Genomic DNA, 23,951 nt, shown 5'->3' with positions numbered 1-23,951 from the left:
AGCGGGAGGTCAGCGTCGGTCCTTGGGCCCGGAGGCCTTCGCTGCACGGCTGCGCTGGCGGCCGGTGACGATGATGAGCGTGATCAGCAGGACGAACGCGATCGGCAGCGCGATCAGGGGGAAGAGGAAGACCGCCGGCCACAGTCCCTGGCCCGATCCCTGCTGCGGCATCCCGCCCAGGGCGGACCCCACGAGGATGGCCGCGATGCACACCAGCGACACGACGACGAGCGCTGCCACGATGTAGGAGAGGACGCGCTGGAGCCGCGATGCGGGCGGTGGGGTCTGCTGGGTCACGAAATCAAGGATAATTGAGGTTGGTCATTCGATCCCCCATGTGAAGTGAGGTTCCCATGCCAACCGGCAAGGTCAAGTTCTACGACGAGGAGAAGGGCTTCGGCTTCATCGCCACCGATGACGGCCAGGAGGTCTTCCTGCACGCCTCGGCGCTGCCCGCCGGCGCCGTCGTGAAGGCGGGGTCGCGGCTCGAGTTCGGCATCGCCGACGGCAAGCGCGGCGCGCAGGCCCTGTCGGTGCGCGTGCTGGAGGCCCCTCCGAGCCTGGTCAAGATGAAGCGCAAGTCGGCCGACGACATGGCGATCATCGTCGAGGACCTCGTGAAGCTGCTCGACGGCATCGGCGCCAACCTGCGCCGCGGCAAGTACCCCGACAAGGCGCACGGCGCCAAGATCGCGGCGGTGCTGCGCCGGGTTGCGGACGACCTGGATGCCTGACGACCGGAGCGCAGAGGACCGGAGCACCGAGGACCAGAGCACCGAGGAGCCGACGACGCAGGAGCCGACGACGGGCGAGGATGAGGTCGCCGTCGAGCCGACCGACGCCGAGCCGGTCGACGCCGAGCCGGCCGGGTCCGAGCCGGCCGAGTCCGACGCGGAGGTCCCCGAGCCGACGGTCGTCGAGCTGAGCGAGGCCGAGGTCGCCGACCTCCTGTCCGCGCTCCCGCTCGCCCGGGCCGGCCTCGCCGAGATCACCCCGGAGAGCACGATCGGCGAGCCCATCGGACACATCGTGGAGCCCACGGGCGCAGTCTCGCTCCTGTTCGCCGCGGTGCTCGCCGGCTACCCGGGCTGGCACTGGACCGTCACGGTCGGCCGGGCCGACGGCGACACCGAGCCGACCGTGCTGGAGGCCGAGCTGATGCCCGGCGAGAACGCCCTCCTCGCGCCCGACTGGGTGCCGTGGTCGGAGCGTCTCGCCGAGTACCAGGCCGCCCAGGAGGCGCTGGCCGCCGAAGCCGAGGCGGCGGGAGCCGAGGGCGACGACGCCCAGGCGGAGGACGACGCCGACGACTACGAGGACGAGGACGAGTACGACGACGAGTCCGACGCCGACGAGGACGCGGACGACGACCGCGACGTCCACGACCTCCACGCCGACGACGACCTCGACGGGGTCGACATCGACTCGGTCGATGTGGCCTTCGACGAGGACACCGACGTCGACACGGAGCTCGACCTCGCGACGGAGGAGGCCGCGGCGCTCGCCGACGACAGCGCCGAATCCGACGACGCCGAAGACGACGAGGACGAGACCGAACCCGTCAGCGACTCACCGGCGCCTGCGGGCGCGGGTGACGCTGAGGTAGGCGAACCCGAGCAGGCCTAGCGCGATCCCGACGACCACCGTCCAGATCCACCACCCGCCCCCTGCCTCCGTGATCGGTCCGGCGAAGACGAGCGTCGGGATCAGCGCGAGCACCCAGAGCCCGATGCCGACGAGCACCGCCCGGCGGTCGTCCGTCGGCACGGGCACCGGGTCGGGACGGCGCTCGTCGTCGCGCAGCCACAGTCGCACGATCGGTCCGTCCCTTCTTCCTCGGTACTGCGTCCGGCTCAGCCCAGCCGCTCGACCACGTACTCGACGCAGCCGATCAGCGCGCGCACGTCGTCCGGCTCGATGGCCGTGAACGTCGCGACGCGGAGCTGGTTGCGGCCCAGCTTGCGGTACGGCTCGGTGTCCACGACGCCGTTCGCGCGGAGCGTCTTGGCGACCGCCGCCGCGTCGATCCGGTCGTCGAAGTCGATCGTGACGACCACCTGCGAGCGGTGCGCCGGGTCGGCGACGAACGGGGTCGCGTACTCGACGCCCTCCGCCCACGTGTAGAGCGCGCTGGACGACTCCTTCGTGCGGGCGTCGGCCCAGGCGAGGCCGCCGTTGCCGTTCATCCACTGGAGCTGGTTCTCCAGCAGTGCGAGCGTCGCGACCGCCGGGGTGTTCAGCGTCTGGTTGAGGCGCGAGTTGTCGATCGCGTTCTTGATGCTGAGGAACTCCGGGATGTAGCGGCCGCTGGCGGCGATCCGCTCGACCCGCTCGATGGCGGCGGGGGAGAACAGCGCGAGCCAGAGGCCGCCGTCCGACGCGAAGTTCTTCTGCGGCGCGAAGTAGTAGACGTCCGTCTCCGTGACGTCGAAGTCGGCGCCGCCCGCCGCGCTGGTCGCGTCGATCACGGTCAGCGCGCCGTCGTCGCCGAGCACGCGCTTCACCGGCGCCATCACGCCCGTCGACGTCTCGTTGTGCGTCCACGCGTAGACGTCGACGCCTTCGACGGCCTCCGCCTCCGCCCGGGAGCCGGCAGGAGCCTCGATCACGTGCGGCGCCTGCAGCCACGGGGTCGTCGCCGCCTTGGCGAACTTGCCGCCGAACTCGCCGAAGACCAGGTTCTGGCTGCGCTCCTCGATGAGCGAGAACGCCGCGGCGTCCCAGAACGCGCTGGATCCGCCGTTGCCGAGGACGACCTCGTAGCCGTCCGGGAGGCGGAACAGCTCGCCGAGCCCGGAGCGCACGCGGCCGACCAGGTCCTTCACGGGCGCCTGGCGGTGGGAGGTGCCGAGCAGCTCCGCGCCGGGGCCGGCCAGGTAGGCGACCTGCTCCGGGCGGACCTTGGACGGGCCGCAGCCGAATCGTCCGTCGGCGGGCAGGAGGTCGGTGGGAATGGTCACGTCCGGCATAACTGAAGTGTATTGGCTGTTGAACGGGTCGGACGGGTCTGTGACGGCGGCGGACGCCGGGGTGCCGTCACCTCGGCGTCACCTGCAGCAAGTAGGCTCGTATCCGCAGAATCGCGCGGCCTGCACGGAGGGGTTCATGACCGACCTGATCGACACGACAGAGATGTACCTTCGCACCATCCTGGAGCTGGAGGAGGACAACATCGTCCCGCTGCGCGCGCGCATCTCCGAGCGTCTCGGCCATTCGGGCCCGACCGTCTCGCAGACCGTGGGCCGGATGGAGCGCGACGGGCTCGTCGTCGTCTCCGGCGACCGCCACCTGGAGCTCACCGACGACGGCCGCCGCAAGGCCGTGCACGTCATGCGCAAGCACCGCCTCGCCGAGCGCCTGCTCAGCGACGTGATCGAGCTGGAGTGGGAGTACGTCCACGAGGAGGCGTGCCGCTGGGAGCACGTCATGAGCGAGCAGGTCGAGCGCAAGCTCATCACCATGCTCGGCCACCCGACGGAGTCACCGTACGGCAACCCCATCCCCGGGCTCGCCGAGCTGGGCGCGCCCGACGCCGCCTCCACCGAGAACCTGGTGAACCTCGTGGACGCCGTCCGAGGCCCCGATTCGGAGGTGACTGCCAGGATCCGCCGGCTGGGCGAACCGGCGCAGGTGGATCCCGAGCTGCTCCTCCAGCTCAAGCAGGCCGGGGTGTTTCCCGGCTCGACCGGCACTTTCGCTGCGGCCGGCTCGTACGTCACCGTGCAGATCGAGGGCTTCGAGGCCGGCCTCGAACTCCCGAACGAACTGGCGGCGCACATCTTCGTCGACGCCTGAGCTCCGTTACCGTTTCGTTAAAAAGTGCGCGAAACGAAGTGACAAACGCCGGGTGGTCCCGTAGTCTCTAACGAGTTCGAACGGGCCAGAAGCCGGCCCAATAGGACCCCGACCGGGACGCTCCAACCCCCTGAAGCCCGTCTCCCAGGCCGGTGAACCGAATGCCGATCGCATCGGACGGGAGCAGCTCCCTAGTGCTGCTGGAGCGCAGGAGGTTGCACTTTGGCACACTCTGGTACGCCCGATCCTGCCCAGGATCGGACCCCTCAGGACCCGGAAACCACTGCTTCACCGACGTCGGCGACGTCCGCTCCCGGGTCCCACCTCGTCTCCAGGCGGTCGCTCCGCACGGCGAAGGCGCCCGTGGCAGCGGCCCCCAAGGCCGTCACGAAGGCGCCCGCCCCGGCCGCGAAGGACTCCGGCAAGCCCGCAGCGAAGCGCAAGGGCGGCTGGATCCTCAACGTCGGCGTCATGACCGTGGCGACCGGCATCATCGCGACCATGTCGCTCCCCGCCTTCGCGTTCAACCCGAACGGCGCGGACTCCGCGAGCTTCGGCCCCAGCGCCGCCGACAGCATGAAGAAGGCGCAGGCGCAGTCCGTCGCCGTCGGCCAGGGCGTCACCGCCTCCACCGTCAGCCGCGACGCCGCCATCGCGACCAGCCAGCAGCAGCTCGACTCGCAGAAGGCCGCAGCCGCCGCTACCGCAGCCGCCGAGGCCGCCCGCCAGCGCGCCGCGGTCTCGCTCGCGAACTACGCCAGCTACTCCGGGCCGTCCGTCTCCGACTTCCTGGCCAACCCGCCGTACCCGAGCTTCAGCCTCGCGCAGGTGTTCTCGGTGGCGAAGCAGTACATCGGCACCCCGTACGTCTACGGCGGCGCCAGCCCGAACGGCTTCGACTGCTCGGGCTACGTCATGTACGTCTACGCCCAGTTCGGCATCTCGCTCCCGCACTCGGTGTCGGGGGAGGCCGCCCGCGGCACCAAGATCTCGATCAACGACGCCCAGCCCGGCGACCTGATCGTGATGCCCGGCCACATCGGCTTCTACGCCGGCAACGGCAACATCATGGACGCCCCGGACTCGGGCCGCTCGATCTCCATCCGCCCGATCTGGACCAGCGACTACTACGTCGTCCGGCTCGGTATCTGACAGCCGAACCCGCGGTGAACTCTGCGGGTCATGCACCAGCGATGGCGCGCCACGAATAGGTGGCGCGCCATTTCTGCGTTACTCTGATGCCCTGGCGCAACTGCCAGGCAGCCGTGCAGATCGGAGCTTCCGATGGCCGAGTCGACCACCGTGCGGTCACCGAGGGTGACCACCGGGGTGGGTCGCGGCCTCAGCGCCGAGCGCGACCTACTGCCGCGTCACCGCGACTTCCTCGCCTGCCGCCACCATTTCGAGGCCTGCCAGCGCCACCATGTGGCCTGCCGCCACCATGCCGCCGTATTCCAGGGCGCTGTCCGTTCGGACAGTGCCCTTTTTGTTTCCCTGGCACCCGTTCGCCCCGTCCACCCGAAAGGACTCAGATGAAGACCCTGGTCCTCAACGCCGGCTACGAGCCCCTCGCGGTCGTCTCCTTCAAACGCGCCATCGTCCTGGTGATGAATCAGAAGGCCACGGTGCTGTCGAGCGACGCGGCCCACCCGGTCTGGAGCATCTCCGGCCGCTACGACCGCCCGTCGGTGATCCTGCTGACGCGGTACGTGCGCATCCCGCACGGCCGCCAGGTGCCGGTCTCGCGTCGCGGTGTGCTGCGCCGAGACAGCCACCGCTGCGGCTACTGCGGCAAGACGGCGACGACGATCGACCACGTCCTCCCACGCTCCCGCGGCGGCGCCGACAGCTGGGAGAACCTGGTCGCCTGCTGCCTCCGCTGCAACAACGTCAAAGGCGACCGCACCCCGGCCGAGATGGGCTGGACCCTGAAACTCACCCCGCGCGCCCCGCACGACAGCTCCTGGGTGGTCCGCGGCGTGGAGGGCGGCCAGGCGGACTGGCAGGACTACCTGGGCGTGGCGGCGTGACGCGACGCCACTACGGCCTCGGGTAGTCTGGAAGGACTGGCCTCTGTAGCTCAATGGAAGAGCTGCTCCGTCCTAAGGAGAAGGTTGGGGGTTCGAGTCCCTCCAGGGGCACTTTAATGGGTGCAGTGAAGTTGCTGGTCAAAGGCGATTTCCGTGGATATGGGAATCGCTGATTTTCGTTTTTGCCCACAATTTGCCCACAGGGACGCTGGAAGACTCTAAGAAACTCTAAGCACGCCGTCGTAACGACAGGTTTTGCCAGGTTGGACCCATCGGCCCTCGCTCTGGGGCAGGGGACCGTCGTGGGTGCGGACGGGGCGCGGAGGCGGCGTAACGACCAAGCACCTATGGAAGTCATTGTCGTTATCAAGGCAGCTAACTCGTGTACCTATCGCGCCCCTGCGTCGCCGATCTATCATCTGGTCATGTCCGCCATCGTGATAGGTGCAGGACAGGCCGGTCTTTCCGTCAGCCATGAACTGGAGGCGCTGGGCGTCGACCATGTCGTGCTCGAGCGGGCGAAGCCCGGTCAAGCATGGCGGGACCGGTGGGACAGTTTCACTCTTGTCACACCGAATTGGACGTTGGCGCTGCCTGGGAGCCTGTATTCCGGATCGGACCCGGAGGGCCATGTACCGCGCGACGTGATCGTGGGCTACCTCGAGGATTACGCACGCTCCGTGAGGTCGCCGATCGTGGAGGGCGTCGAGGTCACGAGGCTGAGTCTCAACGGCAGCAGTCTGCTCGCCGAAACCAACGACGGTGAGCTGGCGGCGGATGCGGTTGTCGTATGCACAGGCTCGTTCGCCAGACAGCATCGCCCGTCCGTCCTCGGTGCCGTTCCTGATCCGCTGATCCTGTCGTCGAGCGAGTACCGGAATCCGGATCAGATCCCGGCGGGGGAGGTCGTGATCGTCGGCAGCGGCCAGACCGGGTGCCAGATCGCCGAAGAGCTGATCCGTTCGGGCCGGGATGTGGTGCTTGCGTGTGGGCGAGCGCCCTGGGCACCGCGGCGTCTCGACGGCACGGACATTATCACGTGGCTCGATCGGACGACGTTCTTCGATACGACGGTCGCCAGCCTGCCGTCCCCCGCGGCCAGGTTCCTGGCCAACCCGCAGCTCACGGGAGCAGGGGGAGGGCACGACCTGGGCTTCCGGACCCTTCAGGCGCTCGGGGTCCGACTCGCCGGGCATGTCGCCGGCTGCGACGGGACACGAATCATGTTCGTCGATGACGTGGCGGATTCGGTAGCCTTCGCTGACGAATGGTGGGCCGACATGCGTGCCATCATGCGCGCGCAGCTTCCCGCCCAGGGTTTCGGCATCCCCGACATGCCCGTCCCCCTCCCTTCCGATTCGAACCGGTGGACGAGGTGAGCCTGCGCGACGTCGGAGCGGTCGTACTGGCAGCTGGGTTCAGGCCTGACTACCGCTGGATCGACGGTGAGGTCTGCGATGAGCTCGGCTTCCCCGTGACTCTGGACGGCGCGAGCCTCATGATGCCCGGCCTGTATTTCTGCGGTGTCCACTTCATGCGGGCTCGAAGGTCAGCCTTGATGTTCGGAGTCGGACGGGATGCTGCGATCGTGGCGCAGGAGGTCGCGCAAGCCGCCGCATGACCGCTGGCGGATTCCCAATCCAGGCGCGAGCGGCATCCTGGTAGGAGGGAGATACGCGCTCCAGTCCTCGCCAGAGATGTGAAGGGCAACGTTGTCGTCAGACGACTCCGGCTTGTGCCACGACCACCGCGAGCTGCGTCCGATTCCGGATGCCCCATTTGTTCTTGATCGACGTCAACGCCGATTTGACCGTCGTCTCCGCCACGAAGAAGGTGGCGGCGAGTTCCGCATCCGATGCACCGCTCATGAGCGCGACAGCGAATTCCCGCTCGCGATCGGTGAGCATCGCGAGTCTCTTTTGAGCGGCTCGGCGCACCTCGGCCGTCTGGGAGTTGCGGACCCAGTCGGTCAGCTGCCGCGCTGCGCGCTGCGAGAACGTGACTTCGCCTCTGGCCACCTGGTGCACGGCCTCGATGAAGCGCTGTGGGTCTTCTTCCTTGAGCAGGAATCCGGTCGCGCCGGCGGTGATCGCATCGAGGGCGAGGCCATCGTCGTCCAGTGCCGTCATCATCAGCACCTTCGGACCGTCGGGCATCGCCGCCAGCGTTACCGCGACCTCGATGCCGTTCACCCTCTTCATGTTGACGTCGCAGAGCACGACGTCAGGATTCAGGGCGGCGACCGCGTGGGGGACCTCGTCTCCGTCGGCGCATCGACCGACAACCACAACATCCGCCGATGTGGAGAGGATGGTGCTGATGCCGGTGACCACCATCGGATCGTCATCGACGACGAGCACCCGGATCGGATGCTGGGCGTCGGTCACTGCGTCAGTTTAGCGACGCGACCACGGCAGCCACGCGACGACACCGAACGATCCTTCCGCGGTTGGCCCGGCTTGGAACGTGCCGCCCACAAGTGCGGCTCTTTCACTCATCCCGGTGAGGCCGTGACCTCCCGATGACGACGCACCGGGAGCATCGCGCATCAGCCAGTTCACGGCTCGTATCGTCAGTCCCGTTTCGGGGCCGCCGCGGACTTCGACGAACAGCGTCGCGCCCGGAGCGTGCCGGCGCACGTTGGAGATGGACTCCTGCACCACGCGGTAGCAGGCATGAGCAACATCGGGATCGCAGGAGCTTGGATCGGTGACCAGGATCTGTGCTCGGACGTCCGTTCCTTCGCGGAGGGAGGAGTCGATCAACTGTCCCAGGTCGTTGAGCCCCGTGCTCGACGCCGAAGCGGCGGCGGGATTGCGGAGCACCCGGACCACGTTCCGCAGATCCTCCAGCGACGTCTGCGCGGACTGCCGGACAGCGCGCGCGGCCTCGGCGGCCTGGACGTTCTCTTCGCCGACGGTGAGCTCGAGGGCTCCGGCCTGCAAGGACACCGCACTCAGGCGTGCTGCAAGGGTGTCGTGGATCTCGCGCGCGAGTTCCTGCCGCTCCCGTTCAAGCGACACCTCCTGATGCAGTGCGGCCATGTTCCGTGAAGCGGTGGCGGTTCCGCGCCGGGCCGCGTCTCGTTCGAGCCGAACGCGCCGCGCGATCCCGAACGCTGCGAACGGCGCGACAGCGAAGGCGGCCAGAACAGGTACTGACCAGAGGAGGCTGAGCCGCGCTGCGGACCCTGCGATCGGCGAGCCGACGAAGTCGGAGAGGGAAGAGGTGGGGGAGGCGATGTCCCAGCAAAAGGCCGCTGCAGTCGCAAGATAGGTCGCCGCGATCATCGTCCAGAGCAGCCAGCCGCGACGTGTCGCCGCTAGCGCCGCCAACGCGATCAGAGCTGGCAGCGGAGTGGTCGGCACAAGAAGCGTGACGCCTGTCGCGAGAGAAGCGACCAGGACAGGCATGCGATGCCGCCAGACGAGGAGGACCGAGACCGCGATCATCGGGAACGCTCCGAACCCGGCCACAGCACGGATGATCGGCGGGAACGTCGTCCCCTCGGTTCCGTCGTTCCCGGCGACGGCGATCGCGAGAAGGGAGCAGAGCACGGCAAGCGTGATCGACCCGGTGAGCGCCCACGCTCGTCGTGCGCGTGATCGCGGTGGTGCCGACGGCTCGGGGATCGTCGGGGCATCCCAACCGCTGGCGGGCGGTGGGGGCGCGACGGTCATGTGTTGATCGTAGGGCGGTGCCGTTTCACCAACCACCATCTTTCGGTCGGGTGTCGCCCGCGCCAGACCGCACTTTCGGTCGCCAACACCGGACCGGATCGACGTGGCCCAGCGGGTGGCGCGCCTGGTGTGCTGAATCCAGCCGATCACACCATTCGCGGATCAGCACTCATCAGACCAAGAAGAGGTTCCCAATGTCCAACACCCAGCCCGTCGAAGCACCCGAAGGCCTCCACCCCGACGGTGGACCGTCCGCAAGGAGGGGCAACGGCTTCGGCGTCGCCGCGCTGATCCTCGGCATCTTCTCGCTCGTCTTCGCCTTCGTGCCGTTCATGAGCTACGCGGCGATCTTCGCCGGGGCGATCGCCGTGGTACTCGCCGTCATCGGCCTGACCAGAAAGTTCCGCGCTCGCGGCACATCGGTCGCCGGCCTGATCACCGGGGTGATCGGGCTCGTGCTCGCCATCGTGATGACGACGCTGTACGCCGCCCTCTTCTTCGGCATCTCCAAGACCGTCAGCGACACAAACAAGGCGGCGGCAACCTCCCACACAGTCGTCTACAGCGTCACCGGAGCTGCGCAGGATGCCAACGTGACCTACTCGACATTCACCAACGGCACATCGGGAACCGAGCAGTCCAGCAGCACGCCGCTGCCATTCACCAAGACCATCACCGTCAAGGGATCGAAGGACAGCCTCTCCTTCAACTCGTTCGACCTGACCGCGATGAATGGCGCCGACGACACCGGCGCGATCTCCTGCACGGTCACGGTCGACGGCAAGACCATCTCCAGCCAGACGAGCTCGGGCAGCTTCGCCGCCGTGACCTGCAGCGGAACCAACTAGCAGACGCGCAACGGCCGCCCACGCGCCCGCGGGGGGCTCGGCCGACAGAGGACCACGTGACCTGCATCCGGTCGAGGACCGCAGGCCCTCCATTACCCGAAGACGGAGGACAAGGACGTGACGCGGGCGGGAGAGGAGGTGAAGAACATGGCAACGTCCAAATCCGATGCATCCAAGGCCGGCAAGATTCTGTCGAATCCGAAGTCGACCCCTGCGGAGAAGCGTCGCAGCGACCGACCTGGCTCAGAAGAAGCCGGAGAAGAAGAAGTGAGACTGCAGCGATCCGGCGTCGACCCGCCGGATCGCTGCACCACGCTCGGCATTCCGGCCATCCTTTTCGCCGCCCGATTTCTCCGTTCAGGGTGCCGAACTCGGCGTCGATCGTGGCCTGTTTTGGGGGCCTTCGGATCCGGCTATTTGACGCCGAGTCCAGCGAGTCGACCACTAGCGTGAACAGTACATTCCACCCCGTCCGCAAGCGGGATGCCCCAGCCCAGGAGTTTGATCGATGACCGATGCCACGCCCCCTAACGGGCCAACCAACCCTGTATCGACGGTGACGCCAGGCGCGCCTGACGGTGAGGCCAAACCGGAGAAGAAGCGGAAGGCCACCCTGGCGACCTGGGCTCTGGTCCTTGGCATTCTTGGCATCCTCTTCGCCTTCTTCCCGGGTACGGGCGGCTTCGCAATCTTCCTCGCCGTCGTTGCTTTGGTTCTCGGGGGAATCGGCCTGATCCGCAAACAGGGGCGACGTGTGATGACAGGCGCGATCCTCGGCGCGGTTGCGCTCGTCCTCGGTATCACCTTCTCGAGTGTGTATGGTGGCGCTGCCAAGGTTGCGCCCGCGCCCGCCGCTCTTTCGAAGGACATCTCGTCCCCGAGCCCATCCACGGCTCCCTCTGACTCCGCAACCACACCGACGGCTCAGGCTTCCGCGCCGCAGCCCGCGGCTCCGACCGGAACCGTCGCCCAACTGCAGGCGCTCACAGCGGCCCAGGGATACCTCGCCTCAGGCATGGGCTTCTCGCAGGCGTCGCTTGCTGCACAGCTGACCTCGAGCGCCGGAAACGGATTTGCGCAGGCCGATGCTCAGTGGGCGGTCGACAACTCCGGAGCGGACTGGAACGCCCAGGCGTTGGAGGCGGCACAGGGCTACTTGACCGCCGGGGTGGGGTTCTCGCAGGCCTCGCTTACCGCGCAACTCACCTCAAGCGCTGGGAACCAGTTCACAGCGGACCAGGCGGCATATGCCGTCGGTAACGCCGGCGCTGACTGGAATGCGCAAGCGGCTAAAGCGGCAAAGGGCTACATGGACTCGGGGATGGGTTTCTCGCGTCAGGCTCTCATCGATCAGCTGACCAGCACCGCTGGAAACCAGTTCACCGAGGCGCAGGCTGAGTACGGTGCCGACCAGGTGGGCTTGAAGTAACTCGAGTGTCGGCGGGCGGCGTCTGGGTGCTTCAGCAAATCCGGTACCCGTTGAGCCGGCACGGTTGCTGGGCAGTTGAGCTGCGTCGCTCCAATAAGCTCGATTGGTTTGCGCGAAATGACAGGCTCGCGTAATGGAAAAGGGGGCTCCTAATGACCGATAACGACGTCAGCTACGAATTCAAGACCGTTCAATCGATCCGTGGGATGGAGGGTCGCACTCGAGCAAAGTGGGAGAAGGCCGGCTGGGAGTTCGTCGAGCAGACGGAGGTGTCGATGCTCAGATCCAAGCTTTCGTTCCGTCGACCTAAGAAGCAGCTCTCACGCTGGGTCTTCATTGCTGGCGGCGCTGTGGCTGTAATCCTCGTAGCCGCCATCGTTATTGGTTCGATCTCGGAAAAACACACAGCGCCGACCAGCGCGGAAGTAACTGGGACCGCCTCAAGCCAACTCTCGAAGCTTCCGACCAGCTCGCCATTGGCCGCACCCACCTCCGCATCGTCGACCGTCTCGAATGCAGAAGTAGTGTCCACGTTCAAGGACTACTTTGCGCAGCGCGCGGCTGATGGCGTCGTGATCGCCAAGACCGTTTCGGATGTGTCGTTCTCCGACGGCGTCGTGCGCGTCACATTCGACCCTGCTCGTGCAAACCTGACTAGAGATCAGTTCGACAGCGCCAATAACTTTCCGAATCTGGCAAGTTTTGCCGCTACCCCGGTCGCTTTTAACGATTCCACGGGCAATAGGATCCGTCCTGTGGTGGATTCAATCGTGACCACAGCCAGTGACGGATCGTCGTTGGGCACGTTCTCCCACGCGGACATTCTGGCATTGAACGGGTTGATCCAATAGCGAGATAGAAAGAGCTACAAGAGACCCGGAATCGTCGCCTTCGCCCCGACCGCTTGCGTGATGGGGCCTCGTTCAAGTGCAGTCTTGCGTATCGCGAGATCAGACATTCTGTGCGCGGCGGTTCACGTCGTCGGCGAACCTGGAGAGGTTGACGAAGGGTACGCACGCGGTCTCGGCGGTGAGTGCAGCCAACAATCCGATCGGAGTATAAGGGTCGGCGGCGATCGCCCACCCGTCCGTCGCGTAATGGCTCATAGTTTCAATGCACTCTTGCTTCTCGGCGGCCGTCGGGTTCGAGGTCCCTTCCACGCCCATGAGGCCGCCTTGCAGTTCCGGTGCCATGTTTCTGGTGTCGATGATGAATACCCGCATCCCACTCACTCCCAAGGTCGATCATTTTGAGCGCCTTTCCGGCGGGTGATCGAGAGCGAGTGGAAGGTGTGGAGTGCTGGGACCGTGGAGTACCGGAGCGGAGCGCAGCGTAGTGAGGATACGCCGCGAAAGCCCTGCACGGAGCGCCGGGAGGGAGCTACGGTCGAGCGGCGGAAAGGCACTCATACCCGAAAGGACTGCGCCGCGCGGCGGCCAAGACCTATGGCACGCGTGGACGTGAATGTGGCCCCGTCATCGTCTCGGGTTACGACGCGGGGCCAGTACTCAGACACCCTGCATCGCCACATAGAACGGTCGCAAGTAGACGCCGCTGTCCACCTGGATCGGAGCTGCGGAATAGGGATCGCTTCACTCCAGACGCCGGTCGGATCACCGCAACCAAGTTGACGCGAGACCCCGTGAAACCAGGGTCGACGGACGCCGTTCACTTAAGTGCCTACGTGCATTGCTCTGTTAACTGTCCATTGCTCTGTTTACTTTGCTCTGTGTTTACTTTGCTCTGTTTACTTCGCCTCGTAGGGTTTGAGCTCTACTTCTATTCAGTCCGCTATTGGCCTTCGGCCTCTTTTCAGGGGCCTTCCTAATGCAGTGGCCATCGTGGGGAGTTGGCCCGATGAGGGCTCAAGTAAAAAAACTGGCTGCCGAGCAATTGCTGGTGTGCGCACCCTAAGCCCGAGCCGGGCCTCCGCTTGACGCACGCCGCCGTTGGGAGTCGCCGTGTCGCCGGAGCGTTGCCAGTCGGCCCCCGACACATCTCATAGAGTTCAAACGTGCATTTGTCTTGGAATGAGATCACGGCTCGGGCTGGTCGATTCGCTGTCGAATGGGCTGGCACCACTTACGAAAAGGGCGAGTCCCAGACGTTCTGGACAGAACTGCTCGAGGTTTTTGGTGTAAATCGAAAGCGAGCGGGGGCTACTTTGAGTATGCGGTCAAGCTCGCGGGCAAGAAGTACGGGTTCATAGACGTCTTTATGCCGGGAAAGATGTTGGTGGAACAGAAGAGTGGCGGTCGAGATCTCGCTAGCGCTCAAGGCCAAGCCCTCGGATACCTAGATGGGCTGGTTGACTACGACCTTCCGGACGTCATCGTCGCATGCGACTTCGCCAATTTTCAGGTTTTGGTCCTTGAAACCCGCGAAGTAGTTACCTTCGCCCTGGCAGACCTACCGAAACACGTCCATCTGTTCGCGGTCTTGGTGGACGACGCGCCGCAGAAGTACGAGGAACAGAATCCCGTCAACCGCGAAGCTGCTGAGCGGATGGCAGCTTTGCACAATGTTCTTGCTGCTTCGGGATATTCGGGCCACAAACTCGAGCTGTTGCTCGTCCGATTGGTCTTCTGCCTGTTCGCGGAGGATTCGCAGATCTTTGAGCTTGGACAGTTTGCAAAGTTCATTCGCAATCGCACTCACGACGACGGCACTGATCTTGGTCCGCGGTTGAACAAGCTTTTCGAGGTTTTAAATACCCCCATCAACCTGCGCTCAACGATGCTCGACGAAGAGCTAGCCGCGTTTCCGTACATAAATGGTGGACTGTTTTCAGAGACGACTCCAGCTGCTGACTTTGACGCTCCGCTTCGCTTGACGCTTCTACAGGCTTGCAGGCCGGACTGGTCGAAGGTTTCTCCTGCGATCTTCGGCGCGATGTTTCAGGGCGTCATGGATGAGAAGAAGCGGCACGACGTCGGCGCTCACTATACGAGCGAAGAGAACATTCTCCGCGTGATCAAGCCGCTCTTTCTCGATGATTTATACGCCGAATTTGAGCCGCTCGCGGCCCGTCGATCGCGCTCGCGGCAAGAGCGGCCAGAGGATGCCCCAACGAGAAAGCGCCGCCTGGCAAGACTCAATGAATTCCACGAGAAGATCGCGAACCTGGATTTCCTGGATCCCGCTTGCGGGTGTGGCAATTTCCTTGTGATTGCCTATCGAGAACTTCGGCGCCTCGAACATCGGGTGGTTGCCGCCATGTCTGACGGAACGACCCTTGTCGACGTGCGTGACCTCCTTCGCGTTCGCGTTGAACAATTTCACGGAATCGAGATCGAGGAGTTCCCGGCGCTGGTAGCGCGCACTGCCCTCTGGCTTACCGATCATCAGATGAACCTCGAGGCGAGTGCACAACTTGGCACGCACTACACGCGACTTCCTCTTTCGGAGGGAGGGGATATTCATTGGTCAAATGCTCTAACGACAGCGTGGGCTGAGATGTTTGACCCGCAGAATATCGACTTCATCATGGGAAACCCGCCTTTCAACGGCTCGCGAACCATGGACAAGAATCAGAAGGCTGAGCTCAAAGCAGTTGCCAAGGGCTTCAAGAACGTTGGATTCCTGGACTACGTTTCGGCGTGGTACATCCTTGCTGATCGGTTTCTGGATCATAATCCCGCGATAGAGGTCGCGCTCGTATCCACCAATTCCGTGGCTCAGGGGGAGCAGCCCGGGATCGTTTGGCCGACGTTCTACGCTCATGGAAATCACATAAATTTCGCGCACCGAACCTTCCGTTGGACTAACGGCGCTTCAGGTGAGGCTCATGTGCACTGCGTAATCGTCGGCTTCGGACGTCGTGAACGGAGCCAGAAGCAACTCTTCGACTACCCCGAGGTGAGTGGCGAACCCGTCTTGGAGCTCGTTGATGCAATTAGTCCATACCTAATCGAGGGCGACGAGTACGTCGTAGCAACTCGCGACCGTCAGATATCTGGTCAGGCGGAGATCGCCTGGGGCAATATGCCAGCTGACGAAGGTCATCTCCTGTTGAGTGAACCAGAAATGCACGATCTGATTAGTCGGGAACCTCAGTCGGAGAAGTGGATCTATCCGTGCTTAGGGTCCCGGGAGTTCTTGAACAACGGCGCGCGGTATTGCCTCTGGCTTGAAAAGACTTCACCATCCGAGCTCAAGGCGATGCCCCTTGTTCTCGATCGGGTCCGGAAAGTTAAGGACGTGCGGCTGAGGTCCGCCCGGCCAAACCTTGCAGATGTACCGCATCTTTTCGCGCAAATCACGCAGCATCCCACCGAAGCGTTCTTATTGATCCCTGCGCACAGCTCTGCACGGCGCGAATACGTCCCAATGGGCTTTTTCGATGCTGGCACCATTGCCACGAATGCATGCCTCGTCGTTCCTAAAGCAGCAATTTGGCAGTTTGCAGTTTTGACGTCACGTATGCACATGGACTGGCTGAGCGTCGTTGGCGGTCGGATCAAGAGCGACTTCCGTTACTCAAAGGATGTTGTTTACAACAATTTCGTGTTCCCGCCGATCGATGAGAAAGCCCAGCAAAAGCTCACTGAGCTCGGATCAAAGATCCTCGACGCTCGAAAACTCCATCCGCTCGAGCCCATGGCCAACCTCTACGACCCTGTGCTCATGCCGCTCGCGCTGCGCAAAGCTCATGCGGCCGTCGACGAGTTCGTGGAGAAGCTGTATCGAGTAGAGCCATTTGAGGGACTGGAGGACCGCTTTAGGCATCTACTCGGGCTCCATAAGGCGGTCAGTGAGCTCGAGTGCGGAAGACAGAACGTTCGACGTGGACAACTCATGGGCGACGATTTCATCCCCATCGCTGACTGAGTGTGTTCCCGGGGATCTGGCCGTACGGCTACGGCCGGATGGTCGAGGTACGTGGAAGCGCGAGCCGAGATTGAACAGGCGGACAGCTAACCCCTGACAATTCCCGGCGCCCGTGCTTCGACACCTTCGACGATTGGGGCGGTGCCTCTGCGACCCGAGTCGCTACAGATGTCGTTGGGCAGAACTGTCACGAATTGCTGAAGACGTTACGCAGTTCAGGCGTCCAGAGGATGTCGTTTTGGCCCATAATTTGCCACAATCGGGTGAGATCCTATGAGATCGTATTCATCTCAATGAGGTCAAAAGGCGCAGAATTCCGCGGATTTTGGGCCCTCCCCAACGGGGCACAAAGGGTGGTCGCAGTTTTCCGTAATCGGTTCGCCTTAACACGTGTCCATCGTTTGGGCATTCCCACATTCGGGGGGATGTTTGCGAATCGCAAGTGTTCCTACTCTGAGGAGATGCTCACTCCTCGTCTGGACTTCTCGGCGAGTGCTCGTGCGGGGAGCAGCAGATCGGGCGTAAGACCACGCCAACACCAATCAGGCCGCTACTTATGGGAGCGGGCGGGGGCCCACCGCTCCCGTTTTGACCGCGCCGACGATCGAACGCGCTACCTGCTCGGGCGATTCGTGTTCCCAGAATCGGAGGACGCGCCAGCCTGCGTCAGCAAGCGCTTTATTCGTCTCGATATCTCGAGCGATGTTTCGCTCAAGCTTGGGCAACCAGTAGTCGCTATTCCTCTTGGGGAGCGTGGCGTGCTGGGGGCAGCCATGCCAGAAGCAGCCGTCAATAAAGACGGCTACTCGGTATTTGGTAAAAACGATGTCGGCTCGGCGGCGTCCACCGAGTGGTGCGAAATCGACGCGATATCTGAAGCCGGCGGCATGGAGCAAACGACGAACAGCCAGTTCCGGTCGGGTGTCTCGTCCGCGGTTTGCGCGCATGGAGCGGCGCGACCCATCACTGCTGGCCCACGACATGGGGAGAGGTTACCTCGCGGGCACGGGCGGGACGTATCGATATTGTGAATCAACGAGATTTGGGGGAGTAACGCGTGCTCGAAGCAACAGCGAACTGGGTGGCCGATCAGGCGCTAGTGGGGGAGATTGAAGAGCAGTTCGCGAGTGCGCTCTCTGCCTATCGGGCGAAGCCTACCTTGGTGATTGAGCATGCCAATCACGAAGAATCGATTCGAACCGGTGGATATGCAAACCGGACTCTTCTCGAGCTGGTGCAGAACGCCGCCGACGCGATGGCTGGCGGCACCGCAGGTTCATCCGAGGACATCGGCCGCGTGGAGATCGTTCTCGATCCGCGGTCGAGAACGCTTTACTGCGCGAATTCGGGCAGGCCATTCTCAAAGAATGGAATCATCGCGATAACTCACGCCCACCTCAGCGGTAAGCGCGGCGACGAGATCGGAAGATTCGGGCTTGGTTTCAAGTCTGTCCTGGCGCTCACGGATTCACCGCAGGTACTCAGTCGGTCGGTTTCGTTCGAGTTCAACTCGGCTGTGGCCCAGGAAGCACTCAAGGATGTGGGAGCAGTCACGCGTCGTCTTCCCGCATTGCGGACGGCGACCTTGATGGATGCACCGAAGGCGATCGCCGAGGACCCCATCCTTGCGGAACTCGCCGCCTGGGCGACCACGATCGTGCGACTTCCGGGCGTGGATAATACGCAACGGCTCCGCACAGAGATGGAGACCTTCTCCTCAGAGTTTCTTCTCTTCGTCAGCGCGGTTCGCGAAGTCCGTCTGAGTGTCCTGGGCGAGGGCGGCTTCGTCACAAGCCACACTTCTCGCGATCTCGGTCAGGGTCGCTTCAAGATCGAACGGCCGGACGGGACCGGCGATGAGTGGTTCGTTTCTGAGCGCATGCACTCCCCGAGTCCGGCTTCCCGCCGCGAGGTAGGGGAAGCAGTCTCTCGCGACGAGATCAAGGTGACCGTAGCGGTACCGTTGAAACCCCGACGCGCGAACACAGAGTCCGGCGACCAAGGCACCCAGGTCGGCCAATTCTGGAGCTACTTCCCCCTCCAGGATCGAACATCAGCAACCGGGTTCTTCAACGCGCCTTGGAGCGTGAACGACGATCGAACCACTCTCCTTCGCAACGGATACAACCGCGAGATTCTAGGGACGCTAGCCACAATGTTTGTGGAGCTATTGCCTAGGGTCAGCACGCAAGAAGACCCGGCAGTGCTACTTGACTATCTGCCTGCCCGAGGCCGTGAGGCTACGTTCTTCGGAGACGAAGTGCTTTGCGCCCTTGTACCGCCGCTTGCGGTGGAGGCAGAGCTTGTTCCCGACGGCCGCGGGCGTCTGTGCCACCTGAGCAGCCTCCGGCCGCTCGACTTCTTGTGTGAATGGAAGATCCCGGAAGTCGCGCATCAGGCCTGGATCGCGTCACCGAACACGGAGAAGGACGTCCCGCACTGGCGTTGTTACAGCTCGTCGCAGCGGGTAGCCCGTCTTCGGCAGTTGTTCGCCGTTGCAGTGGACCCTTTGCGTTTCGACGAAGAAGGTCGCGATGTGAAGCGGGCCCTCGAGTCCGTCCCGAAGAGGGGCATTCTGTCGTGGCTTCGGCAATGGGCAGAAGGCCCCGATATAGAGTCGGCGGCCAATGCTTTGAAAGTCGTCCTTGCGAATCAAGGCATGCCCGATGCCGACAAAGCTCTCGTCATACCGACAACCGATGGCTTACGTTCGCTCGCAGAAAAGAAGTTCGTCTTTCTGAAACAGGCCGAAGACGTCGAGATCGAAGGAGCCGTCTTCGTCAGCGCTGAGTTCCTCACCTATCCCGAAATGGAGTCGATCCTCAAAGGCGCGGGTTTTCGCGATTTGGATCCGGTCGCCATCCTTACTGCTCGGTTGAGCCGACTCAGCCCGTCTTCTGGCCCCGAGCTTCAGGAGAAGTTCTGGGACGCCGCACTGAGTGTCAGTTATCGCGACGCTCTTGACGTGATTCGGGCCAATCCATCGGCAGCCATTCTCGTGCCGACGCGTGATGGCGGCTGGCAGTTCCCCCAACAAGTGGTCGATCTAGACGGGGAGCTGTCCGGAGCGAGTGGGAACCTGCTCCTGGACCGCGCACGTTGCATACCGGGCATTGCCCACAAGCTAGGGGTCGTTGACGCTCCGCGCGGCGAGTTCGACTTCGAGGATGAGTTCGCCGCGAACGAATATGAGAATTGGGTTATCGGGCACCTCAACCGGGCGCTGACCCCGGGTGATCGTCCGATCGAACGCGTGACTCTGTATCCCAGTCGGGGGAGCTCGCCGGGGCCGTTCTCGGTGCTGCTGCTCTTGAAGGACGCTGGTGCGAGCGATCAGCTTCGGGAAGTGTGGACGCGAGGACTCCTCGAGTTCGGCGACGCGCTGTGGGATTGTGAAGACAGCGCGACCGGAATGACCTATCGGGTTACATCGCCAGTCCGATGGGCGGCCGACCGCGCCGGGATACTCAGAAGCAGTCGAGGGTATCGCTCGATCGGTGATCTGGTAGCGCCGTCGATGGTCCAGTACCGCGAGCTCTTGCCCCTTTTCGATGGACCGAGGAGCGTCGTCGACGCCCTTCGGCTGCCGGACGAATTAGGGCTGGTCCCTGCGGAGGTCCTCCGCGACGCCCTGGCTGTGGACATCCTGCCTGCCAACATCAACGATGAGTTGCTGGCGGGCTTCATCACTCGAGCCTCCGAGATCGCGTACGCAGGCTCTCACCCGCCGCGTATCCCTTGTCGAGTTGGACGCGTCGTTGAATCGCGTCCGCCAAAGAGCGTGTATGTTGCAACGCTGGACGACCAGCAGGAGTACCTGGTCCAGCACCAGCGTCCTTTCTTACGCGCGACAGAGCAGCAGGCATCAAAGCTCGTCGATGATCTCGGCTGTCTTAGGTTCGAAGACAGCTTCGCCTTCTCAACTCGGCTCGAAGGCGAGCAAGAGCCCGAACGTCTCCTGGATGTTTATCCCGGACTGCGACAGGTGCCGTCACGCGAAGACCTCACAGGAGCGATGTTCTCTCGCGCAGTCTCGATCGCCAAATGGGTTACGACCGCTGACGGCGTCGAGGCGCAGTCGTTGGACTGGTACCGCGATGGAAGCCATCTGTCCGTGCAGGTCGAACTCGACGCGCACCGCACGGTTGCGCTAGTCAGTGAAGCTTTCGAACTGGGGCTCTCGAACGCCGACATTGAGCGGGTGCTCCAGGTCGGTCTGGACCACCGGCTCGAACTTCTCCGGCAGGAAGCGCTATCGGCCAGCACCGATGCCGACACCGTTGAGGTCTACTTCGGGGATGATGATCTACGCGACAAGCTACCCAAAGGTCTTTGGCAGGGGCTTGAAGCGCAGAACCTTGTGACGGATCGAACCCCAGTAGCTGAACTCTTCCTGTCGGTATACGGCAGAGACTCGCTCCGTGAGCTTGCCGACCTCTTCCGCCGTGAGGGCTTTCCCGACGTGCCCGATCGGTGGGCGGGAGGAGCAGCCACGATCTCATGGCTTCGGAAGATGGGCTTCGGCGCCGAGTTCGCTGGACGGCGCACTCAGCACCAAGAAGCCGAATTTCTGGTTCCCGGCGCCACGATCCTCCCGGACCTGCACGACTACCAGCAGGACATCAAGGAAAGACTGAGTCGGACCCTCGTCACTGTCGACCAAGGCGACCGACATGGCAAGGCGATGGTCGTCCTGCCGACGGGAGCCGGCAAGACACGAGTTGCAACTCAGACGATCCTCGAGCTTTTCATCAGCGGACAGATGCACGGAACTGTGCTCTGGATCGCACAATCGCAGGAGTTGTGTGAGCAGGCGGTTCAAACGTTCAGCGAAGTCTGGCGCGGGCTTCTCGACCAACGTCCCCTAACGATCGGTCGTCTCTGGGACACGAACGAAGTCCACCAGCCTGACACCGATTTCAGTGTCGTCGTCGCCACCGACGCGAAGATTCGGTCGATCCTGGACCGGGCAAACCATGCCGACTATGACTGGCTTGCAAAGCCAGCCGCAGTGTTCGTCGACGAGGGCCATGTTGCTGGCGGCTCTACGAGCTATACCCGGATATTCCAATGGCTGGGAGTAGATGGCCGCAACTGGGCAAGACCGTTGGTCGGGCTATCGGCAACCCCTTTCAAAGGGACCTCCATCGAGGCTACCCGGCAGCTAGCCGCCCGGTTCGGAAACAACCCGCTGCAGGCGTTCGGGGACGACCCTTACGCGGAACTGGTCGACCTCGGTGTGCTCGCCCGTGTACGACACCAGGTCCTCGACGGAGCACACGTCAAACTCAGCGACGCAGAAGCACACGAGGCGAAAAGCCAGAAGCGAATCAGCGGGACCGTGCTCGACCGTGTCGCAGGCGACCACGATCGAATGGCTGTCCTAGTCGACAGCATCTTGAAACTTGACTCTGAGTACGGACGCTCCGTGCTGGTTTTCACACCAAACGTTCTTTCAGCCCAAGTGCTTGCCGCGACCCTACGACTTCGAGACGTCCCTGCCGCCTCAGTCAGTGGTTTGACCGGGAGGCAGGAGCGCCGTGAGCTGATCGACGGGTTCAAACGCGGTGAAATCCAAGTCCTGGCGAACTGTGACCTTCTCACACAGGGGTTCGACGCTCCCGGCGTTACAGCTCTCTACATCGCCCGGCCGACCTTCAGCCCTAACGCGTACATCCAGATGGCGGGTCGGGGACTTCGGGGTCCTCGTAACGGCGGCAAGGAGGAGTGCCTCATCGTCGACATGGCAGACAACTTCGGAAGCTCGGACATCAACAGCCTGCTGGGCTTCCGCGGCTATGAGGAACTGTGGCAGGAGCAGCGTCAGTGATTCTCAGCCCCACTCTTGCCGACATCGAACGCTCGGCTCAAAGCGACGCAGAGCGGAAGATCGCCCGAATCCTTAGCGCGATTCCAGCACCAGATTGTGTCGCATTCTGGTCGAAGAAGCTCCGTGCCCATCCGACCAAGCAGCAGTCCGAGGCTGATTTCGTCATCCTTTGGAAGGGCGTGGTTCTCGTCATCGAGGCGAAGGGAGGAGGAGTCAAGAAGTACGAGGGCAGGTGGTACTCGTCCGATCGGCACGGAGACTGGCACCCACTCCGCGAGTCCCCGATGGACCAGGCTCTGTCCGCCGCGTACGCCTTACGGGAAATTCTGCGCTCGATGAACGCGGGATGGGTTCGCCTTGGTGCGATGGTCATCACGCCCGATATCGAACATCCGCCGGAATCGATTGAGTGGAAGGGGAGTCAATGGTTGGCCAAAGAGTCCATGAACAGGGACGGCCTTGCGACCGGGTTTGACGCGGCCAAAGCTGACTTGCGACCGCCCCCGCCGGGCGCCAGGGTCGAGCCCTTGGCGAAAGTCCGCGATGCCCTCTTCGGCGAATTCGCATTGCTGCCCGTGATCGACGCGCAGCGAGGGGCCATCATCGATGAACAGAACCTGGCCACGTTCGGGCAAGCACGGGTGCTTTCGGGGCTATCCCGCAATCAGCGGATCTTGGTGAGGGGTGGCGCGGGCACGGGAAAGTCGCTTGTTCTCGCGGAGGCAGCGAAACAAGAAGCAGAAGAGGGGCGATCCGTTCTCATTACCTTCCGCTCACCCGGCCTTCGGTCGTTGTTCGAGTCGCGAGTCTCTGGCAGCAAGGTCGCGGTCAAGTCGTTCGACGAGCTGGATGTTGCGGAGAAGTATGACGTCCTCCTCGTTGACGAGGCGCAGGATCTCATGTCCGCCGACGCGATGGATCGTCTCGATCAGGCCTTGTCGGGCGGTATCGCCGGCGGACGCTGGCGAATGTTCCTGGACCACAATAACCAGGCTCAGGTCGACGGCCGATTCGATCCGGAGGTGCTTGAGCTCGTGAGTAGCGAGGCGATGGATTACAGCCTTAATACAAACGTAAGGAATACAAAAGCCATCGTGCACGTCGTGCAGGAGTATCTCGGCGCCGACGTTGGCGATCCCGGGATCGTGAACGGCGAACGAATCCAGTGGCATTGGGTTGAAGCTGCCGACGGCGTCGTCGAGGCGAACAAGCTTGCACAGGAAATGAAGGCGACAGGTACGCCAGCTTCGTCGATTTGGATCATCCCGGTTGCGGGCAATCCTGACGCTGACTCGGTGGATCACGGCATCCGAGTCGTGAGTCCGAGGATCGCAAAGGGACTTGAAGCCGACCATGTGATTGTCTGTGATCTTCCCCCGATCTTCGACGATGCTGCCATAGCGGCGTTCTATGTAGCAGTGACTCGAGCACGGGTCACCCTGCACATTGTGGCAACCCATGCCGATAAGAAACGGCTCCAAGCGCTAGTCCGAGCTCGAGGATGACGTA

The 23,951-nt window shown here is 63.3% G+C and carries 21 protein-coding genes, 1 tRNA gene and 1 pseudogene; 16 read left to right on the top strand and 7 right to left on the bottom strand.

Translation table 11 applies throughout. From position 1 onward, the window contains the following. Nucleotides 1-9: 9 nt before the first annotated feature. On the bottom strand, nt 10-297 hold the full coding sequence (locus ACQ86L_RS06660; RefSeq protein ID WP_434318196.1) for a hypothetical protein: 288 nt from the start codon (nt 295-297) through the stop codon (nt 10-12). 56 nt (nt 298-353) lie between these two features. Here ACQ86L_RS06660 and ACQ86L_RS06655 point away from each other — a divergent pair, with 56 nt between their 5' ends. Continuing rightward, entirely contained in the window at nt 354-734 is a 381-nt protein-coding gene (locus ACQ86L_RS06655) for a cold-shock protein (protein WP_185276707.1), read from the top strand. After that, nucleotides 727-1,626 (top strand): DUF3027 domain-containing protein, encoded by a 900-nt coding sequence (locus ACQ86L_RS06650; protein WP_434318195.1) that lies wholly within the window; start codon nt 727-729, stop codon nt 1,624-1,626. The genes ACQ86L_RS06655 and ACQ86L_RS06650 overlap by 8 nt, the downstream gene beginning before the upstream one ends. On the opposite strand, the gene ACQ86L_RS06645 is transcribed toward ACQ86L_RS06650, so the two are convergent. Both ACQ86L_RS06645 and serC read right to left on the bottom strand, forming a co-directional pair. Next, nucleotides 1,570-1,815 carry a DUF2530 domain-containing protein gene (locus tag ACQ86L_RS06645; RefSeq protein ID WP_434318194.1) on the bottom strand — a complete coding sequence of 82 codons (246 nt, stop codon included), beginning with the start codon at nt 1,813-1,815 and terminating at the stop codon, nt 1,570-1,572. The two genes, ACQ86L_RS06650 and ACQ86L_RS06645, sit on opposite strands and share 57 nt — an antisense overlap. Nucleotides 1,816-1,853: 38 nt before the next feature. Continuing rightward, nucleotides 1,854-2,969: a phosphoserine transaminase gene (gene serC / locus ACQ86L_RS06640; protein ID WP_434318193.1), complete on the bottom strand. Its 1,116-nt coding sequence runs from the start codon at nt 2,967-2,969 to the stop codon at nt 1,854-1,856. Nucleotides 2,970-3,105: 136 nt separating this feature from the next. Here serC and ACQ86L_RS06635 point away from each other — a divergent pair, with 136 nt between their 5' ends. From ACQ86L_RS06635 to ACQ86L_RS06610, 6 genes are all read left to right on the top strand, one after another. Beyond that, a complete protein-coding gene (locus ACQ86L_RS06635; protein WP_345834280.1) occupies nt 3,106-3,795 on the top strand; it encodes a metal-dependent transcriptional regulator in 690 nt (229 codons plus the stop codon). Between the two features lie 363 nt (nt 3,796-4,158). Beyond that, complete coding sequence (locus ACQ86L_RS06630) at nt 4,159-4,947, top strand: C40 family peptidase (RefSeq protein ID WP_434318192.1); 789 nt, start codon at nt 4,159-4,161, stop codon at nt 4,945-4,947. Nucleotides 4,948-5,327: 380 nt separating this feature from the next. Continuing rightward, entirely contained in the window at nt 5,328-5,825 is a 498-nt protein-coding gene (locus ACQ86L_RS06625) for an HNH endonuclease (protein WP_434318191.1), read from the top strand. Between the two features lie 39 nt (nt 5,826-5,864). After that, nucleotides 5,865-5,936: transfer RNA gene (locus ACQ86L_RS06620), tRNA-Arg, on the top strand. A gap of 314 nt (nt 5,937-6,250) precedes the next feature. Beyond that, on the top strand, nt 6,251-7,204 hold the full coding sequence (locus ACQ86L_RS06615; RefSeq protein ID WP_434318190.1) for an NAD(P)-binding domain-containing protein: 954 nt from the start codon (nt 6,251-6,253) through the stop codon (nt 7,202-7,204). Then, on the top strand, nt 7,192-7,446 hold the full coding sequence (locus tag ACQ86L_RS06610; RefSeq protein ID WP_434318189.1) for a hypothetical protein: 255 nt from the start codon (nt 7,192-7,194) through the stop codon (nt 7,444-7,446). The genes ACQ86L_RS06615 and ACQ86L_RS06610 overlap by 13 nt, the downstream gene beginning before the upstream one ends. Before the next feature lie 97 nt (nt 7,447-7,543). On the opposite strand, the gene ACQ86L_RS06605 is transcribed toward ACQ86L_RS06610, so the two are convergent. Continuing rightward, nucleotides 7,544-8,212, bottom strand: a complete 669-nt coding sequence (locus ACQ86L_RS06605) for a response regulator (RefSeq protein WP_434318188.1) — start codon at nt 8,210-8,212, stop codon at nt 7,544-7,546. 9 nt (nt 8,213-8,221) lie between these two features. Continuing rightward, a complete protein-coding gene (locus ACQ86L_RS06600) occupies nt 8,222-9,655 on the bottom strand; it encodes a sensor histidine kinase (RefSeq protein ID WP_434318187.1) in 1,434 nt (477 codons plus the stop codon). Nucleotides 9,656-9,699: 44 nt separating this feature from the next. Between ACQ86L_RS06600 and ACQ86L_RS06595 the strand changes: the two genes are divergently transcribed. From ACQ86L_RS06595 to ACQ86L_RS06585, 3 genes are all read left to right on the top strand, one after another. Next, entirely contained in the window at nt 9,700-10,353 is a 654-nt protein-coding gene (locus tag ACQ86L_RS06595; RefSeq protein WP_434318186.1) for a DUF4190 domain-containing protein, read from the top strand. A gap of 508 nt (nt 10,354-10,861) precedes the next feature. Further along, nucleotides 10,862-11,782: an Ltp family lipoprotein gene (locus ACQ86L_RS06590; RefSeq protein WP_434318185.1), complete on the top strand. Its 921-nt coding sequence runs from the start codon at nt 10,862-10,864 to the stop codon at nt 11,780-11,782. Nucleotides 11,783-11,934: 152 nt separating this feature from the next. Beyond that, nucleotides 11,935-12,633, top strand: a complete 699-nt coding sequence (locus ACQ86L_RS06585) for a hypothetical protein (RefSeq protein WP_434318184.1) — start codon at nt 11,935-11,937, stop codon at nt 12,631-12,633. A 99-nt stretch (nt 12,634-12,732) separates the two neighbouring features. On the opposite strand, the gene ACQ86L_RS06580 is transcribed toward ACQ86L_RS06585, so the two are convergent. Next, nucleotides 12,733-13,005, bottom strand: a complete 273-nt coding sequence (locus ACQ86L_RS06580; RefSeq protein WP_434318183.1) for a hypothetical protein — start codon at nt 13,003-13,005, stop codon at nt 12,733-12,735. Nucleotides 13,006-13,796: 791 nt separating this feature from the next. Here ACQ86L_RS06580 and ACQ86L_RS06575 point away from each other — a divergent pair. The 3 genes and pseudogenes from ACQ86L_RS06575 (at nt 13,797) to ACQ86L_RS06565 (ending at nt 16,612) form a co-directional block, all read left to right on the top strand. Beyond that, nucleotides 13,797-13,991, top strand: coding sequence for a type IIL restriction-modification enzyme MmeI (locus ACQ86L_RS06575; protein WP_434318182.1), 195 nt, complete (start codon nt 13,797-13,799; stop codon nt 13,989-13,991). Next, nucleotides 13,961-14,305 (top strand): annotated as a pseudogene (locus ACQ86L_RS06570) (type IIL restriction-modification enzyme MmeI); the annotation flags it as partial. The gene ACQ86L_RS06575 and the pseudogene ACQ86L_RS06570, both read left to right, overlap by 31 nt. Beyond that, nucleotides 14,288-16,612: a class I SAM-dependent DNA methyltransferase gene (locus ACQ86L_RS06565; RefSeq protein WP_434318853.1), complete on the top strand. Its 2,325-nt coding sequence runs from the start codon at nt 14,288-14,290 to the stop codon at nt 16,610-16,612. The pseudogene ACQ86L_RS06570 and the gene ACQ86L_RS06565, both read left to right, overlap by 18 nt. A gap of 554 nt (nt 16,613-17,166) precedes the next feature. Here the strand turns inward: ACQ86L_RS06565 and ACQ86L_RS06560 are convergent. Beyond that, on the bottom strand, nt 17,167-17,595 hold the full coding sequence (locus tag ACQ86L_RS06560) for a very short patch repair endonuclease (RefSeq protein WP_434318181.1): 429 nt from the start codon (nt 17,593-17,595) through the stop codon (nt 17,167-17,169). Nucleotides 17,596-17,669: 74 nt separating this feature from the next. Here ACQ86L_RS06560 and ACQ86L_RS06555 point away from each other — a divergent pair, with 74 nt between their 5' ends. Beyond that, entirely contained in the window at nt 17,670-22,442 is a 4,773-nt protein-coding gene (locus ACQ86L_RS06555; protein WP_434318180.1) for a sacsin N-terminal ATP-binding-like domain-containing protein, read from the top strand. Beyond that, nucleotides 22,439-23,947, top strand: coding sequence for an NERD domain-containing protein (locus tag ACQ86L_RS06550; protein ID WP_434318179.1), 1,509 nt, complete (start codon nt 22,439-22,441; stop codon nt 23,945-23,947). The genes ACQ86L_RS06555 and ACQ86L_RS06550 overlap by 4 nt, the downstream gene beginning before the upstream one ends. The last annotated feature ends 4 nt before the right edge of the window (nt 23,948-23,951 follow it).

The organism is Leifsonia sp. P73 (assembly GCF_051059105.1).
In the GTDB taxonomy this organism is placed as follows: Bacteria; Actinomycetota; Actinomycetes; order Actinomycetales; family Microbacteriaceae; genus Leifsonia.
This window is presented reverse-complemented; position numbering and strand designations above follow the sequence as displayed.

What these genes read in the sequence shown, in the direction of transcription:
- ACQ86L_RS06655 (WP_185276707.1), top strand. Translation starts at nt 354, where the DNA reads ATGCCAACCGGCAAGGTCAAGTTCTACGACGAGGAGAAGGGCTTCGGC.
- ACQ86L_RS06650 (WP_434318195.1), top strand. Translation starts at nt 727, where the DNA reads ATGCCTGACGACCGGAGCGCAGAGGACCGGAGCACCGAGGACCAGAGC.
- serC (WP_434318193.1), bottom strand. Translation starts at nt 2,969, where the DNA reads ATGCCGGACGTGACCATTCCCACCGACCTCCTGCCCGCCGACGGACGA.
- ACQ86L_RS06635 (WP_345834280.1), top strand. Translation starts at nt 3,106, where the DNA reads ATGACCGACCTGATCGACACGACAGAGATGTACCTTCGCACCATCCTG.
- ACQ86L_RS06625 (WP_434318191.1), top strand. Translation starts at nt 5,328, where the DNA reads ATGAAGACCCTGGTCCTCAACGCCGGCTACGAGCCCCTCGCGGTCGTC.
- ACQ86L_RS06615 (WP_434318190.1), top strand. Translation starts at nt 6,251, where the DNA reads ATGTCCGCCATCGTGATAGGTGCAGGACAGGCCGGTCTTTCCGTCAGC.
- ACQ86L_RS06595 (WP_434318186.1), top strand. Translation starts at nt 9,700, where the DNA reads ATGTCCAACACCCAGCCCGTCGAAGCACCCGAAGGCCTCCACCCCGAC.
- ACQ86L_RS06590 (WP_434318185.1), top strand. Translation starts at nt 10,862, where the DNA reads ATGACCGATGCCACGCCCCCTAACGGGCCAACCAACCCTGTATCGACG.
- ACQ86L_RS06585 (WP_434318184.1), top strand. Translation starts at nt 11,935, where the DNA reads ATGACCGATAACGACGTCAGCTACGAATTCAAGACCGTTCAATCGATC.
- ACQ86L_RS06580 (WP_434318183.1), bottom strand. Translation starts at nt 13,005, where the DNA reads ATGCGGGTATTCATCATCGACACCAGAAACATGGCACCGGAACTGCAA.
- ACQ86L_RS06565 (WP_434318853.1), top strand. Translation starts at nt 14,288, where the DNA reads ATGGCAGCTTTGCACAATGTTCTTGCTGCTTCGGGATATTCGGGCCAC.
- ACQ86L_RS06560 (WP_434318181.1), bottom strand. Translation starts at nt 17,595, where the DNA reads ATGTCGTGGGCCAGCAGTGATGGGTCGCGCCGCTCCATGCGCGCAAAC.